This is a genomic window from Leptospira koniambonensis (genome assembly GCF_004769555.1).
Classification (GTDB): Bacteria; Spirochaetota; Leptospiria; order Leptospirales; family Leptospiraceae; genus Leptospira_B; species Leptospira_B koniambonensis.
Genome location: NZ_RQFY01000004.1, coordinates 1,285,971 through 1,299,869 on the forward strand (window position 1 = coordinate 1,285,971; position 13,899 = coordinate 1,299,869).

Sequence of the window (13,899 nt, forward strand, 5' to 3'; positions counted from 1 at the left end):
CTAAGATAATTGGTGAGCTTCTGCCAATTTAAAATAATAGATATAACGATCCATTTTTAGATCATGAACTACTGAAATGAGTTCGAAACCTATTGCTCCTAACGGATCGAACGCATCTTGCGTTAATGGATCCTTACTTTCTACGATCTTATATGTGATTTTCCTGCTGTTCATAGTGTGAATTTGATAAGCTAACAATGAGTAATCGTAAAGCTTAAAATTAAAATGTGAAGATTCTGATTTTAATCCTTTCAGACTAGTTTTTTGTTTTTGTCTCTTGTGGAATCCTCCACCCAAAACCTGAGAAATCTCCTCCCATTTTAGAGCCAAAATTCCCTTGCAAGCCTTCTATTTCAGATCAATCTGGCCCCTAAAGCGAACTGATTTCTGGAGAGAGAATGTTATTTTCCTATATAAAACTTTTAAGACCCCATCAATGGATTAAAAATATCATCCTATTTGCTGGGATCATATTCGGTAAAAAATTAGGAGACCTGGAATCGGTAGAAAGAGCGATTTACGCATTTTTTCTATTTTCACTCACCGCAAGCTGCCAATATGTTCTAAACGATTTTCTGGATAGAAAAGAAGACGCACTTCATCCTGAAAAAAAGCATAGGCCTCTCGCTTCCGGAGCAATCTCCCCTACTATAGCACTTCTACTGACAGCAATTTTACTTTCTATCACCCTGGTGTTTTCCTTCAGACTACAGGCTGAGTTCTTCTATTGGGTTGTTGGCTATTTGATCTTTAATATAGTTTATAGCCGCTTCTTAAAACATATGGTCATCTTAGATGTGATGAGCATTTCTTTCGGATTCGTAGTGAGAGCGATCGCAGGTTCTATCGTAGTTGGAGTGAGTTTCTCTTCTTGGCTTCTTCTTTGTACATTCATGTTGGCCCTTTATTGGGGTTTCGGAAAAAGAAGAGGAGAGCTTATCATCTTGGAAGAAGGAGCCAAAGGCCACAGAAAGATCCTGGAAGAATATTCTGTGAACTTCTTAGACTTGATGATGGGAATTGTTGCCACAATGACTTTGGTTACCTACGTTATGTACGTTACTAGTCCGAGTACGATCGAAAATTTAGGCACAGATAAAATGGTGTATACGATCCCGATCGTAGTTTATGCGATCTTTAGATCTTTGTATATTATCTATATCAAGAACATGGGCCATAATCCTACTAAGGCGATTTTGACCGACTGGGGTGTCCTTGTGGCGGGATTTTTATGGCTTTTACTAGTTGTTTGGATAATGTATTCAGGTTCCGGACAAAGTCTTCCTTTTCAGTTATAGTCTAGGTCTAACTAAGGCATGAACAAAAATGTAAAAGCGGGATTTCAATATGGAGGAGCATTGGCTCTTCTTCTTTCCGCGACTTTTTTTCTAGCCTGGTTTAGAGCCTTGGATACAGAACCTGTAGTGAGTCTGGATGGAAAAGAATTCAGGACTCCTATCGGAGAAAAAGCGAATATAAAAGGTAAGACCACAGTAGTATATTTTTGGGCAACCTGGTGTGGAGTTTGTAATACAAATCTTCCTCTAGTTAAGTGGTATGCATCCACACTCAAAGACGAAAATCATTTTGCATTCATAAGTGTAGAAGAAGGAGAAAATTCCTCCGCTCTCAAAGACTATCTCGAAAAACAAGCTGTCGATTTTCCTGTGATTGTAGGAAATCCAATGTTACTTAGAGATTGGGGGATCAGGGGTTATCCTAGTTTTTATATTTTGGACGGAGAAGGAAAGGTAAGATTCGCAGAGTCCGGAATTATGAGTCCTTTGGGCATGTTCCTAAGGCTAATCTGGGCAAGAATTTTATGGTCCTGATCGTCCTAAAAGATGTCCTTCTTTCTTCTCACCTTTGAATTTTAGACCTCTCCTTTCCGATAATCAATCCGATGGACTCGTACAAACCGAAACCACTTTTAAATAAGTCGGAACTGAAACAGATCAAACGTTCCAGGACTCGGGTTCACGGCCAAAAAGTAATCACAGACGACGTCAAAAAGTTAAAATCGCTTAGTGTCACTCCTGATCTACCTGAAGAAGAATTAGTAAATTATTATAAAGAACCTATCTGGATAGAATATTATATTCCAAGAGAATCCAGATTTGCCTACGAGATAAAATATCTTTACGTTTATCTTGTAAATTCGGAAGCAAGACCTTCTCCCATGGATTCTATTCTACGAGAAGCTCTGAAGAATGATCAGTTTGTGGATCTGGTAGAAGTCGCCAGGCTTCATCCTGAAAAAGAAAAACTGATCCGAACTTCTTATACAAATTCTTGGCCGTTTTTCGAATCTATTTCTAACGGATTCAAGCAGTACCAGCAGACTAAGGACCCTTATTATTTAAGAATTCCTCTGTATCATACTGAAAATCTAATGAAAAGAGAACCTTCTCTTTCTACGTTAGAGTTCACAGGAAATTTTTTTATCCACAATCTGAATTGGCTAATCCGCAGAATGAACAGAGGTGGAAAAGAATTCTCTTTAGAAGACGAGACAATTTCAGTTCTGATCAAAAGAAGGAACGAATACTGGGAGAAAAAAAATCTACCGGCAGACGAGGACTTCGATCTATTCGCAGCACTATTTTATGAGCAGGCATTCCCTAATCGTGGTCTGGAAGAAATCGAAGCAGCGGAACTTCTGGACGAAGATACGTATCTTTAATCACTTTGGAAAGTGCTTCCATTAAATTTGTATACTGTTTCGGTTTTAACTCCTGACGGTCCTTCTCCTTCCGGTGGTGAGATCCTTTCTATGTTGATTGTTAGATCACCTTCATAAAAAAATATATGATCTCCATCGCTTGTAAATATTTCTTCTAAATTATTGCCGACTTTAGAAAAAGCAAAAACAGTATCATATTCACCACAGCCGAATCCGTTACAGCTGCTATAACCGCTAAGATATCTTAGGATCGCCACAAAATAGGTTTTGTTCTTATGTTTAAAAGTGTTAACCTGCACACTTTCCACATCAATATCGTCTCCTCCATTTTGATCGATCTTTTCGATGATCTTTTTCTTTATTGGGTCCTGAGGGTAAATTGATATATAAAGAGAAGAGTATCTTTTAGCTGTCTTTACTAAATTTGAAGAAAGATAGCCATTTGCCATAACAGTAACCTTGACATCATCCTCGAATCCTGGTCTGCTTGCATCGGCTTTATATACTTTGAAATAAACTTTACCGTCTGATCGGACGAGTCTTCCCGTAATCGGAAGAAGTTCTTCAGAACGAATATCTGGAGATTCACTCTGTGCTTTCAATTTTCCATTTTTAAAATCGTACAATTTATCCGGGGTTTCTCGAATGTAGGCCCAACCTTCTTCCTTCATTTCCATATCTTTTTGGGCTAAAAGAATATTGGGATCTTCTCCCCTCATGATATAGGGAGCGAAAACGAAACCTATTTTGCCATCATTGGATTTTACCTTTGCCCAAGTCCCGGAGTTTCCATCGATTAAAACTTTGTTCTGACCTTCCGCTAAGATCTCTAAAGTTTCTCTAGTCTTTAATTTTCCTAAAACTTTTCCTTCACTGCCGGGATAATCCCTCAATAGTAATTGTGTAGCGGTAACGATCCCAAATTTTTCTCGGATCGCCGGTAGGAAGATCTGTATCCCGTATTTAGAACTTTTATTTTCCTCTTGGATAAATCCTGTTTTATCTTTTTGTCTGATCTTTAGCCAAGGAGTTCCGTTTGTAGAATCCATGTCCTTAACATTAGTGATAAGTACGTCGTAAGAACTTGCTTTATCGACGGAAAATACGATCTCACTTTTTGCAGAAGGGCTACGAAACACCTTTAAGTCATTGCGAGATACATGTCCGAAACCTTTTGGGACCGTAGCGCAGAATGATGAAAGAAGAAATACGATCAGAAAAAATGGAAGAATATTATAATGTTTAGGTTTCAAGAATTTCGGTCTCCGCAGGATGAAAGATCGTTAAATGTTTAAAAATGTCGACAGAGAAAATTTTTAAGAGAATTACAAGAAACATTTATTTCTTCCAAATCGAAACCAAAATTGGACTAAAAAAAGAATGCGATTTTCGCGGGCCTTGTAAGTCTAAGAATTACAGGAGAAGGCATTGGAAACTAGTATCTCAATTTATTCGGACGTAGTTTGTCCTTGGTGTTATATAGGTAAAAAAAGATTAGAGAAGGCGATTGAATCTTGGGAATCTAATCATCCTGAAGACAAGATCATCGTGGAGTGGAAACCATTCCAATTAAATCCTGACCTTCCTGAACAGGGAGAAGATAGAGAAGCTCATATGGTCCGAAAATTCGGCTCTTTAGATAGAGTGCAAATGATGACCCAAAGAGTTTCTGATATCGCAAAAGAAGACGGATTAGAATTTGCTAATATTCTCCAAGGTCACCAACCGAATACTTTCCTTCTGCACGCTCTCATTCGTAAGGCCAGAAATTATGGAAAAGAAGGGGAACTCGCAGAAGTATTCTTCCAAAAGTTTTTCTCAGAAGGTAAAAATCTTTCTGATGATTCAATTATCCAAGAAAGCCTGACTCAGGTTGGAGTTCCAATATCTGAATTAGAAGAAGTTCGCAAAGATCCTTCTTTACTTACCCAAATAGAAACAGAAGAAAATGAGGGTAAGATGCTCGGAGTAACCGGTGTGCCTTTTTATATTTTTAATGAAAAATACGCGGTTTCAGGCGCACAACCAGTAGATCTATTCTTGCAGGTGTTTGATAAATTAGAATCAGAGACAAACGCTTAAGCAGAGATCTCAGTTCCTCTATTGGCTCCTTCTCCCAGCCATAAAAATAAACGGCGGATCCTGTACAAATAGGCAGCTTCCGCTCTTTCTAACATTCCGTCTGGAACATTTGGAAATTCATATTCTCTGATGTTTCTAGGACTTCCGGACCAATCAATTGCTTGGAAAAATGAATCCTTAGGAGGAGAAGCAAGTGCCAGCCTATCTCTTAAAAAAAGAAGAAGGTCCTTAGGTTCAAAAAATGCCTTTGCAATATCTTTCAAACCTGTGGCCAAATTTTGGTACACATTTTCTTTATTAAAATCTATCAAACAAAAGCTAAGAGGAAAATAAGGAGTTCCTAAAAGTCCTTTCATCTTAGGAACAAGTTCTCTGATAGAAAATGATTCGGAATCCAGCACCAAAACTCCAGGTTTGGTTTCTTTTAACATATTAGGAAGTCCTAATATATCCTTACACCAATGTGCATTTGATCCGCATGCTCTAAGAAGAGATCTATATTTAGCGAACAGATCTGGACTTTGGGTGAGTACCACCATCTCAGGATGAAGTGGTTTTGAAAATTTAAAAAATGGAAATTCTTCCAACGCGAATGAATTCAGATCGTAGATCCGAGTCGCTCCGGCTCTTACGAAAGAATTTTTTTCTTCTGCATCAAATCTTCCGATCAAAGAAACTTCTCTGGACCAATCATGAGCGGAGCGGATATCCTCAGGACTCGCATCCTTCTTCCAAACTAAAACTTCTTTAGTGGAAGAGGGGAACCCGGAACTTCTTACCCATTCTAGATGATCTATTCCTTTCCACTTTAACAAAGCGACTAGGAAGTCTTGTTCATCCGAGCTGAGTCGGTGCAGAAGTAAGGCATCGGATAGTAAGTTCATCTCTTTGCAAAGGAAGGGTTTTTTCCTTGACCTTGGGGATTTTCATCCGATCCTAGAATTGGTGCATTGCGGAAAACCCGCAACTAGAAAGGGGAATCGGAAAGAAAAACAAGTTTGCAGGCTTGTCCTGAAAGCGTTGATTACGAGCAAAACCAAGAATGAAAGTTCTGAAAAGATACGCAAACAGAAGGTTGTACGATCCCGAAACCAGCAAAACGATTACTCTAGAAGATGTCGCCGAGATGATCATCGCGGGCGAAGAGATCAAAGTGATCGATAATATGAGCGGTCAGGACATCACTCCTAAAATCCTAGGCCAGACCTTTCTTAAAGTAAGTTTGGGTCAAAGAAACGAAGAATTTTCAAATTACATGCTTTCCGCCCTGATCCGAGAAACGGGCAAAGATATCAGCGCATTATTTGGCCGTTTGGTCCTGGGAGGGATAGGCCTCGCCTACCTAACCAAGGAAAAAATGGACAAGATCCTACAGAGTATGGTGGCCTTAGGCGAGCTTCGATTGGAAGAAGTGAAAAGTTACCGTGAGGACCTACTCACTCATTTGGCCCAAAGAGCCAGCGAAAACAGCGAACAGATCCAGGAAGACCTCAAAAAAGTGGGTCGAGAATTGGAAGAAGGCGGCGAAAAGGAATTGGCTGTCGAGGATCTATCGGAGAAAATTCGCAAGATTGCGGAAAGAGTCAAGGAAACCGAGCCCCTTTAAGGGATTTGCGGCCTCCTAAAGTTAAGATCGACCTTACCAAATCCGATAAACAACATAGGGGGAACCCATGTCGACCTTAAGAATCCTAGTCCTCGGAATCATATTATCACTAACTGCTCAGATTTCCGCAAAGGAACAAATCTATGAGAAGTTGGACCAATTGTTTTATGACCAAGTCAAAAAATTGGAAAGCGGCAACCTAGAAGAAAGGATCCAAGCTGCGGATTATCTAAAATTCGTAAGCAGCAAACTGGCTGTTCGCCCTCTTCTGAAAGCGTTAAAGGGAAATCCGAATGTTCCTAAATCGGAAGAAAATTCTCCTACTTTAAAATTCACTATTGCTCAAGCATTAGGAGCAATGGAGTCCGATATCGCCGGACCAGGAATGTTGGAAGAATTTAAAAAGATTTCCGCGATCGTTCAAGAAGGAGATTACCCTGCATTCAGTTCTCCTGAAGGTTATAATCTGGTGATCGCAGCTGGAGAATTGATCCGAAATGTAGGACTTCTTCCTTATACAAAGGAAAACCAAGAAGCGATCGTAAACGCTCTAAACCATCCGAATTTTTATGTAAGAGCTTCTGCGGCGGACGGATTGAAAAATCTAAATCGTAAGGAAACACTTTCCCAATTGAACTCTGCGATTGATAAGGAAAAAAATCCTTTTTCAAAAGTTGCGATCCTAAATGCGATTGTATTCATCAATCGTATCGCAAACCAAAAGTTCTATGACCTATGTGCGTTCTTAAAAGATGAATCTCCAATGGTTCGTTATAGAGCTTCTATCGCAGTGGGAGAAGTGGATCTAAAAGCTGGAGAATATTCTCTCAGAGAAGCATTACTCATTGAGCATGACCAAATGGTAAGAGAGCAGATCAAAAAGGACCTGGCAAGTGTGACAGGATTCAAGATGCCTGCGAATCTTCCTCTTTTCTTGAAAGACTGATCTTTTCTTAAAGTGTTAAGATAAAAAAGCCTCCGAGTTCGGGGGCTTTTTTGTTTTTACGGGTTATGGGAAGAAGGGTAATGAAGTAAACCCTGGGAGATACTGGGATCGAACCAGTGACCTCTACCATGTCAAGGTAGCGCTCTAACCAGCTGAGCTAATCCCCCGGTAATAGTCAGTATTTAGGTCCAAAGCTGAGCGTAAAGTCTTTGTTGTTTCCAAGGCCTCAAGGAAGAAGTTTCCATCTTCTCCAAAATAATACTCTTCTCTGCATTTTTAAAAAAAGAAGAAGGTCCGCTGATTCTAAAATTTACTGTTTCGATTGCCGATTTTTCATAAAACGAATGTTATAAAAAGTGCTTTCTGGAAGAAATTTCCTTCTTTTTCTGGCCGATTTCGAAATCGGCAAGGGTTTTCCGGGATCGGCGGGCGGACCCGTTTGGAAAGGTTTATAGTAAGCCTCACGAAACCCGAAAAAAAGGGGAGATAGAAATGTCAGTGAAGGCAGAAAAAAAAGAACGGACTATTAAACCAATTAACGGTGATTCTCCAAGTGTTCGTAAGATGGACTTCGAAGGGTTGGACCAATTATCAGACTATTACGTTGCTGGAAATTCTTTCCTAACACATACGGTTAACGCTTACCATGTGATCTTTCCAGAAGGAGAAAGATTTTTTATTAAAAGTGTAAAAGCGTTCGCGGATCAAGTGAAAGATCCTGCATTACAAAATAATATTAAAGGTTTTATCGGACAAGAAGTACAACACGGGAAAGAGCATGAAAAAGCTCTGGAGATGTTGGTAAAACAAGGACGTCCAGTTTCTAAGATCCTGAATTTTTATAATAAGACTGCTTACGGATTCTTCTGGCCTGTTTTAGAATTTATATTTGGTAAAAAGTTGAAACTTGCAGTGACTGCAGGTTTAGAACATTATACCGCTTCTTTGGGAGAGGTTACTCTAAGATTTGGACTTCATGAACAAGCAGAAGGTGAGATGAGAAATCTACTCCTTTGGCATGCATGCGAAGAGATAGAACATAAGTCTGTTGCTTATGATGTTCTTCAAACAGTTTCTAAAAGTTATATTTTAAGAACATTCGGGTTTATCGTAGCTTCGATTATGTTCTGGGGATATGCATTCACTCTTCAGCATATGTTTATATTTGCTGATCCTAAGATTGGATTCAAAAGATATTTTTCAGATCTTTTTTCTGCTCGTTCTTACGCTAAAGTGGTTCTTGTAGAAGTTGGAAAATTAGCTTTCTTATATTTCAAACCTGGTTTCCATCCGAATCAAACCGGTGGATACGATCTCGCTAACGAAGCATTAGCAACTATTTAAGAGGAGAACACAATGAATACCCAAACTAAGAATAAAAATCTAAAATCAATAGATGCAAATTCTCCTACAGTTCGTAAGATGAATTTCGAAGGTCTGGAAAATTTACCTGACCATTATATCGCAAATAACTCATTCATGACCCACACTGTGAATGCGTATCATATCCTTTTTCCGGAAGGAGAAAGATTTTTTATCAAGAGTGTAAAAGCTTTTGCGGACCAAGTAAAAGATCCAGGTCTTTCTTCCAGAGTGAAAGCTTTTATAGGACAAGAAGTCCAACACGGAAAAGAACACGAAAAGATCCTAGAGATCTTAAAAGGCCAAGGAAGACCTATCACTCTTATGGAGAAGGTTTATAAATGGACTGCTTTCAGTTTTTTCTTGCCTGTGTTTGAATTTTTCTTCGGTAAAAAACTAAAACTCGCGGTGACTGCAGGCCTAGAACATTATACTGCTAGTATGGCTGAAATTTCTATCCGCAATAATTTCCATGATGATGCATATGGAGAGATGAGAAGCCTACTTCTTTGGCATGCTTGCGAAGAGATAGAGCATAAATCTGTTGCGTATGACGTTCTTCAAACAGTTTCTAAAAGTCATTTCCTAAGAATTATGGGATTTATCGTAGCATCCTTCATGTTCTGGGGATATGCTTTAAGTCTGCAACATTGGTTCTTACTCACTGATAAGAAAGTGGGATTCCGTAAATATTTCCAAGATATGAAGTCTGCACGCAAGATCGGAAAGATTCTGTATCCTCAGCTTTTCAGCGCGGCACTTTTATATTTCAAAAAAGATTTTCATCCAGACCAAACTGGCGGATACGAGCTTGCGAACGCGGCTCTGATAACTATCTAGCACCCATCCAATCACTTTGCTCCCCGCTTCCCGTGCTCCGAAAGGAGTCGGGAGGCGGTTTTTTTCTTTAGCCTTCGATCCAACTTTTTAGGAATGTCTGGTGTTTCACCGGATGGAATTCTGTGAATTTATAATTTGCGTAACCTAATTTCGCAAATGGATCGTCTTTCATTAACTCGCTTATCTTTTCTAATGAGATAGATTTTGCGATGATCATTCCGCCGTTCCTTGGCTCTTTAGGTCCGGAAAGAAGAAGGGTCCCAACATCATACAAGGTTTGTAAAAACTCTCTATGAGCAGGGACCGCTTGGTCTAATTTTTCGAGGGGTACTAAATATTCTAATTCGATCAGGAAAAATTTCATTCTGGAAATCAGACTTGCTGGCTTCCTTTAAAAATCAATTCCCAATCGTTTAAAATTGAAATTTTTAGGTAGCTGCTTCTAATTCAGGCTCCGACTCATCTTCATCGTTGAATGCTTCCGAGTAGGTCATCCATCTTTTAGTATCAGGATTCATAAGTTTACATTTAGAAGTGGACTCAATATAATCCTTCCAAACGGACTTTCTTTCTACCACATAAGCTCCGTAATGTACTTTGATCTCTTCCAAAGCCTGGCCCAATTTATAGAAAGGAATTTTCATATGAACATGATGTGGAGAGTGGATGAAAATATTATGCATGAAGAAGTTCAGAAACTTAGGCACATGATAATTTACGGTTCCTCTCATTTGTCCGTAAAAAGGAGTCCAGTCGTCTGCTTCTTTCCAAGGAACTTCTGGGCGAATATGATGCACATATACGGTGACTCCGATAAAATAATTCCAAGAAATAAAAGGAAGAAGCCACACTTTTAGGAAAAACCAACCTCCTAATCCAAGATCAAAACCGGTCGGAGTATTTCCCCCGAAATAGAAAACCGCTCCCGCAGAACCGAATGCGAATGTGAGCATAAGCAATTTGTCCCTGAGAGCTTCTTTCATTGGAGCCGTGAAAAGGACCATTCCTTTTAGCCAGATCTCTACCAGATAATAGATCCCTCCACCTAATGCGGACCAGGAAAGTCTATGAAATGCCTTTCTGAATATTCCAAAATTTTTATATTGTTCCGGAGTGACTGGATGCCATACGAAATCACCTTTTATTTTGATCGTATGACCATGGTGGACCCGATTATGTCCATATCCCCACTGGTTATAAGCATGAAGAGAAGGAAGCATTGCGATCTGTCCGATCCAATACGCAAGTCTTTCGTTTTTGAATAATGCGCCGTGACATGCATCATGGCCAATAATAAATAGAGAAGCGATGCTTAGGCCCGCAAATGCCCAAAGAAAAGGAAGATAATACCAAGTTTCTACATTCCAAAGTAAAAACATAGTAACCGAGAAGAAGAATAGGTCCCGGATAAAATAAGCGATCCCTAAATAAGCGGGATTATCGAAGCTGCTATCGGAGATAATCTCCCTTACGCTTCCAAGAGTTTCTTTCAGTTCTGTATTCTTTTTCATCTTTTATCCTATGTTTCCCTAATAGGAGGTTTTATTTACGGATTGTTAGATGAGAGCGGATCGTTTTCGCTTTGTTGCAGAAAAAAATCAGGATTTAAAATAATTCTCCAATTCAAGATTTTAAGATCGGGACATCTTTCTTAAAATAAGAGAAAAATAAGTCTTCAGCGGTTTCTCTCCCCGAACCTGTTCTTTTGCCCAGGATAATGAGACAATCCTTAGCTCTGGATAACCCTACATATAGAACTCTATGCTCTTCTTCCCTGATTTGTTCTGGAGAATCTTTTCTGAGGTTCCAACCATCAGCTAAGTCCACGATCACAGTATGAAATTCTAAACCTTTTGAAGAATGGATCGTAAGTAATAGTTCAGGTGGAACTCCCACACGCAAATATTCTCTGATCCTATGATTGGAGCGGCATAATATTTTTAATTCTCCTCCACTTCGTTTATACAATTCTCCCAAATGAGTAAATAGTTCCGGGATCTTATCTATTTTGATCCTGGAGACAATTGCTTTTCCTTTTCTATGAGCGATTACCTGTTTCTCAATTTTGTTCTTATTTTTGGAGATAGGAATGGAAGAAGTATCTACGATCTTTGGTAGAGATCTATAATTCGTGTTTAGGAATTTTCTGCTGCAAGGTTGGAACATCTCTGGAAAATTTAAAAAGATCCTGATGTCTGCATTTCGAAAAGAATAGATTCCCTGACTATCATCTCCAACAACCAAAATCCTGGATTGTTCCGATAGTAATTTTAAAAATCTAAGTTGTTCCGGATCAGTGTCTTGGAATTCGTCTACTAAGATCCTTTTTAAACTTCTCTTTGGAATTTCAGTCCAGGCATCTCCATTTTCTAAAGAATCTAAAAACATTGTGACCAAATCGTCCAGATCCAGTTTTCCTTCTTTTCGTTTGAAGTTTTTATAATCTTCTAATAGAGGGCTTTTCCAAGTTTGCGGAAAGTTACTAGGCAATGCAGAACCTCCGATCAATAATTCGTATGGAATTCCGCCGATGATATCTGATTCTTTACGGAACCATTCTCTAAAGAATAGGTTCTTTTCAGAAGTGGTTAGGATAGAAGGTCTTTTATTTTTGAAATCCGGATGCCAGGTGATCAATGCTCTCAGGCAAAATGCATGAAAAGTGTGAACTCTTACTGAATCTATATTAGTTTTCTTTTTAATTCTTTCTCTGATCTCACCTGCGGCTTTTCGGGTGAAACTTAGGATCAGTATTTCTTCTCCGCTTGTACCTTGAGAGAGCTCGTTTTGGACTATTCCTACTAAGGTGCTGGTCTTTCCGGAACCTGCTGCGGCGATTACTTGTAAAAATCTGGCTTGATCTTGTATTATCTCTTGCTGGGCTTCGCTGAATTGGGAAAGGTTCATGCAGAACCGTTTCCCAAATTTTATTCAGCGCGCGTAATTTTTGAAGAACGGACCTTCTTCTTTATTTATCTCCTGCAGGAGGAAGATCTATAGCCTTAGGACCGTCCGTAGGAGTATTTATGATCATAGGAAGAGAATCTTTTCCAGTAGGCACAAACAGAAGTTTTGTATTAGGATTTTCGAAAGCTTTTAGCTGGATATATTGTTTTGTCAACTGGGCCGCGATCATTTTCTGAGCTTTGGCTCTTGCTTGTGCTTCGATCACAGTTGCTTGTGCAGTTCCTTCTGCTTCGATCACTGTGGATTTTGCTTTAGCTTCTGCGTGGATCACTGTGATTTCCGCGTCCTTCTTCGCTATATTTATCTCGAACTTCATTTGTTCCTGTTCTTGCTCTTTGGTAAGTTTACCTTCGATCGCAGTCAGGATGGGGCGGCTATATTCAATATCATCTATGATCACATCATCTATTTCTACATGTTTTCCTCTTAATTTTTCTCCCAATGCTTGGCGAATATCCTGAGATACCTTAGGTGTTTCTTTAGAAATTTTGATCATACTATAAGAGGATAACGCGTTACGAACAGATGTCCTGAACTGAGGGCGTACCACTTTTTCATAATAATCTGGACCGATCTCTATTTGAAGATTATAAATTTCTCCCGGGACTGGTCTCAGAATGACTGCAGCAACAACGTTAATGGTCAAATCATCTCTGGTAAGAACATCTACTTTCTCTTTGTACGAGGTCCATTGGGTTTGGTACAATACTACATCATTCCATGGAGCGTAGAAATAAATTGCATTCGTCAATAGATCCTTTTGTAACCCATTTGTTAAAGGGTGATATCTGAGTCCTGCCTCTCCCGGGCGAATATTCGTATAACAACCCGTTCCCGCGAGCAAGCTCAGGGAAAGAAGGGCAAACAAACTCAAACTTTTTCTTAATAATTGAAACCTGGTCATATATATCTCCGTAGGACCTACCAATAGTTGGACCGCGTTCGGATTCAGAACGTTTCCAGATCATCCGAAATCGGAATGGGCGACAATGAAAAACGAATGTACGAAACTATTCTTTTGGTTTGAATTGGTCTAACGGATGAAAGTCATGGAAGAAGATCTCCAAAACTTGCCTAAAATCAGGACCAGATTTAGAGGAACTGTGGAATCTATTTCAATAGATCCTAATCCGGAAAAAGCAAGGATCTTGATCAAAGACATAAAACTGTTGGTTTCAGGCAGAAAAGTTATCTATGCTCAGGACTTTTATTATTCTTTTCGTTTCAGAAAACAAAATCTGAAACAGGGTGATCCCGTAGAATTTGATGCCAGGATCAGACCCGACAAAAGAGGAGTTTCCTCCGAAAAAATCCGTTTAAATTATCCTACAAAAATTTATAAACAAGGTCCAGACCAAGCAGGTCTATTTCCGGAAGTACGCTCTAACATTTGACTTTCCCGCTGGACCCTTG

16 protein-coding genes and 1 tRNA gene are annotated in these 13,899 nt (G+C 39.3%); 9 read left to right on the forward strand and 8 right to left on the reverse strand.

The window, feature by feature from the left end:
* Window positions 1-174, reverse strand: a complete 174-nt coding sequence (locus EHQ52_RS20075) for a hypothetical protein (RefSeq protein ID WP_167492200.1) — start codon at window positions 172-174, stop codon at window positions 1-3.
* 224 nt (window positions 175-398) lie between these two features.
* Here EHQ52_RS20075 and EHQ52_RS10000 point away from each other — a divergent pair, with 224 nt between their 5' ends.
* The 3 genes from EHQ52_RS10000 to EHQ52_RS10010 all read left to right on the forward strand — a co-directional run bounded on the left by EHQ52_RS10000 (window position 399) and on the right by EHQ52_RS10010 (window position 2,683).
* Window positions 399-1,298 carry a decaprenyl-phosphate phosphoribosyltransferase gene (locus EHQ52_RS10000; protein ID WP_135615042.1) on the forward strand — a complete coding sequence of 300 codons (900 nt, stop codon included), beginning with the start codon at window positions 399-401 and terminating at the stop codon, window positions 1,296-1,298.
* Window positions 1,299-1,316: 18 nt separating this feature from the next.
* Window positions 1,317-1,832, forward strand: coding sequence for a TlpA family protein disulfide reductase (locus tag EHQ52_RS10005; protein WP_135615043.1), 516 nt, complete (start codon window positions 1,317-1,319; stop codon window positions 1,830-1,832).
* A gap of 71 nt (window positions 1,833-1,903) precedes the next feature.
* Window positions 1,904-2,683 (forward strand): hypothetical protein, encoded by a 780-nt coding sequence (locus EHQ52_RS10010; protein ID WP_135615044.1) that lies wholly within the window; start codon window positions 1,904-1,906, stop codon window positions 2,681-2,683.
* On the opposite strand, the gene EHQ52_RS10015 is transcribed toward EHQ52_RS10010, so the two are convergent.
* On the reverse strand, window positions 2,680-3,936 hold the full coding sequence (locus tag EHQ52_RS10015; protein WP_135615045.1) for an SH3 domain-containing protein: 1,257 nt from the start codon (window positions 3,934-3,936) through the stop codon (window positions 2,680-2,682). The two genes, EHQ52_RS10010 and EHQ52_RS10015, sit on opposite strands and share 4 nt — an antisense overlap.
* Before the next feature lie 175 nt (window positions 3,937-4,111).
* On the opposite strand from EHQ52_RS10015, the gene EHQ52_RS10020 reads away from it, so the two are divergent.
* Entirely contained in the window at window positions 4,112-4,765 is a 654-nt protein-coding gene (locus tag EHQ52_RS10020) for a DsbA family oxidoreductase (protein WP_135615046.1), read from the forward strand.
* Here the strand turns inward: EHQ52_RS10020 and EHQ52_RS10025 are convergent.
* Complete coding sequence (locus EHQ52_RS10025) at window positions 4,762-5,649, reverse strand: hypothetical protein (RefSeq protein WP_135615047.1); 888 nt, start codon at window positions 5,647-5,649, stop codon at window positions 4,762-4,764. The genes EHQ52_RS10020 and EHQ52_RS10025 overlap by 4 nt on opposite strands.
* Window positions 5,650-5,807: 158 nt before the next feature.
* On the opposite strand from EHQ52_RS10025, the gene EHQ52_RS10030 reads away from it, so the two are divergent.
* Both EHQ52_RS10030 and EHQ52_RS10035 read left to right on the forward strand, forming a co-directional pair.
* Window positions 5,808-6,371, forward strand: coding sequence for a polyhydroxyalkanoate synthesis regulator DNA-binding domain-containing protein (locus EHQ52_RS10030; protein WP_135615048.1), 564 nt, complete (start codon window positions 5,808-5,810; stop codon window positions 6,369-6,371).
* 67 nt (window positions 6,372-6,438) lie between these two features.
* Window positions 6,439-7,317 (forward strand): HEAT repeat domain-containing protein, encoded by an 879-nt coding sequence (locus tag EHQ52_RS10035; RefSeq protein WP_135615049.1) that lies wholly within the window; start codon window positions 6,439-6,441, stop codon window positions 7,315-7,317.
* Window positions 7,318-7,410: 93 nt separating this feature from the next.
* Here the strand turns inward: EHQ52_RS10035 and EHQ52_RS10040 are convergent.
* A tRNA-Val gene (locus EHQ52_RS10040) sits at window positions 7,411-7,484 on the reverse strand.
* A gap of 325 nt (window positions 7,485-7,809) precedes the next feature.
* Between EHQ52_RS10040 and EHQ52_RS10045 the strand changes: the two genes are divergently transcribed.
* Both EHQ52_RS10045 and EHQ52_RS10050 read left to right on the forward strand, forming a co-directional pair.
* A complete protein-coding gene (locus EHQ52_RS10045; RefSeq protein ID WP_135615050.1) occupies window positions 7,810-8,661 on the forward strand; it encodes a metal-dependent hydrolase in 852 nt (283 codons plus the stop codon).
* Between the two features lie 12 nt (window positions 8,662-8,673).
* A complete protein-coding gene (locus EHQ52_RS10050) occupies window positions 8,674-9,519 on the forward strand; it encodes a metal-dependent hydrolase (RefSeq protein WP_135615051.1) in 846 nt (281 codons plus the stop codon).
* A gap of 67 nt (window positions 9,520-9,586) precedes the next feature.
* On the opposite strand, the gene EHQ52_RS10055 is transcribed toward EHQ52_RS10050, so the two are convergent.
* The 4 genes from EHQ52_RS10055 to EHQ52_RS10070 all read right to left on the reverse strand — a co-directional run bounded on the left by EHQ52_RS10055 (window position 9,587) and on the right by EHQ52_RS10070 (window position 13,390).
* On the reverse strand, window positions 9,587-9,883 hold the full coding sequence (locus tag EHQ52_RS10055) for a YciI family protein (protein WP_135615052.1): 297 nt from the start codon (window positions 9,881-9,883) through the stop codon (window positions 9,587-9,589).
* A gap of 64 nt (window positions 9,884-9,947) precedes the next feature.
* Window positions 9,948-11,030 (reverse strand): fatty acid desaturase, encoded by a 1,083-nt coding sequence (locus tag EHQ52_RS10060; protein ID WP_135615053.1) that lies wholly within the window; start codon window positions 11,028-11,030, stop codon window positions 9,948-9,950.
* A 112-nt stretch (window positions 11,031-11,142) separates the two neighbouring features.
* On the reverse strand, window positions 11,143-12,426 hold the full coding sequence (locus EHQ52_RS10065; protein WP_135615054.1) for a UvrD-helicase domain-containing protein: 1,284 nt from the start codon (window positions 12,424-12,426) through the stop codon (window positions 11,143-11,145).
* 61 nt (window positions 12,427-12,487) lie between these two features.
* Complete coding sequence (locus EHQ52_RS10070) at window positions 12,488-13,390, reverse strand: prohibitin family protein (RefSeq protein ID WP_135615055.1); 903 nt, start codon at window positions 13,388-13,390, stop codon at window positions 12,488-12,490.
* Window positions 13,391-13,535: 145 nt separating this feature from the next.
* Between EHQ52_RS10070 and EHQ52_RS10075 the strand changes: the two genes are divergently transcribed.
* Window positions 13,536-13,880: a hypothetical protein gene (locus EHQ52_RS10075; RefSeq protein ID WP_135615056.1), complete on the forward strand. Its 345-nt coding sequence runs from the start codon at window positions 13,536-13,538 to the stop codon at window positions 13,878-13,880.
* Window positions 13,881-13,899 lie beyond the last annotated feature (19 nt).

Bases quoted from the DNA above. Each gene is read 5' to 3' on its own strand.
- EHQ52_RS10030 (WP_135615048.1), top strand. From the start codon at position 5,808: ATGAAAGTTCTGAAAAGATACGCAAACAGAAGGTTGTACGATCCCGAA.
- EHQ52_RS10010 (WP_135615044.1), top strand. From the start codon at position 1,904: ATGGACTCGTACAAACCGAAACCACTTTTAAATAAGTCGGAACTGAAA.
- EHQ52_RS10055 (WP_135615052.1), bottom strand. From the start codon at position 9,883: ATGAAATTTTTCCTGATCGAATTAGAATATTTAGTACCCCTCGAAAAA.
- EHQ52_RS10070 (WP_135615055.1), bottom strand. From the start codon at position 13,390: ATGACCAGGTTTCAATTATTAAGAAAAAGTTTGAGTTTGTTTGCCCTT.
- EHQ52_RS10000 (WP_135615042.1), top strand. From the start codon at position 399: ATGTTATTTTCCTATATAAAACTTTTAAGACCCCATCAATGGATTAAA.
- EHQ52_RS10045 (WP_135615050.1), top strand. From the start codon at position 7,810: ATGTCAGTGAAGGCAGAAAAAAAAGAACGGACTATTAAACCAATTAAC.
- EHQ52_RS10050 (WP_135615051.1), top strand. From the start codon at position 8,674: ATGAATACCCAAACTAAGAATAAAAATCTAAAATCAATAGATGCAAAT.
- EHQ52_RS20075 (WP_167492200.1), bottom strand. From the start codon at position 174: ATGAACAGCAGGAAAATCACATATAAGATCGTAGAAAGTAAGGATCCA.
- EHQ52_RS10025 (WP_135615047.1), bottom strand. From the start codon at position 5,649: ATGAACTTACTATCCGATGCCTTACTTCTGCACCGACTCAGCTCGGAT.
- EHQ52_RS10065 (WP_135615054.1), bottom strand. From the start codon at position 12,426: ATGAACCTTTCCCAATTCAGCGAAGCCCAGCAAGAGATAATACAAGAT.
- EHQ52_RS10005 (WP_135615043.1), top strand. From the start codon at position 1,317: ATGAACAAAAATGTAAAAGCGGGATTTCAATATGGAGGAGCATTGGCT.
- EHQ52_RS10035 (WP_135615049.1), top strand. From the start codon at position 6,439: ATGTCGACCTTAAGAATCCTAGTCCTCGGAATCATATTATCACTAACT.
- EHQ52_RS10075 (WP_135615056.1), top strand. From the start codon at position 13,536: ATGGAAGAAGATCTCCAAAACTTGCCTAAAATCAGGACCAGATTTAGA.
- EHQ52_RS10060 (WP_135615053.1), bottom strand. From the start codon at position 11,030: ATGAAAAAGAATACAGAACTGAAAGAAACTCTTGGAAGCGTAAGGGAG.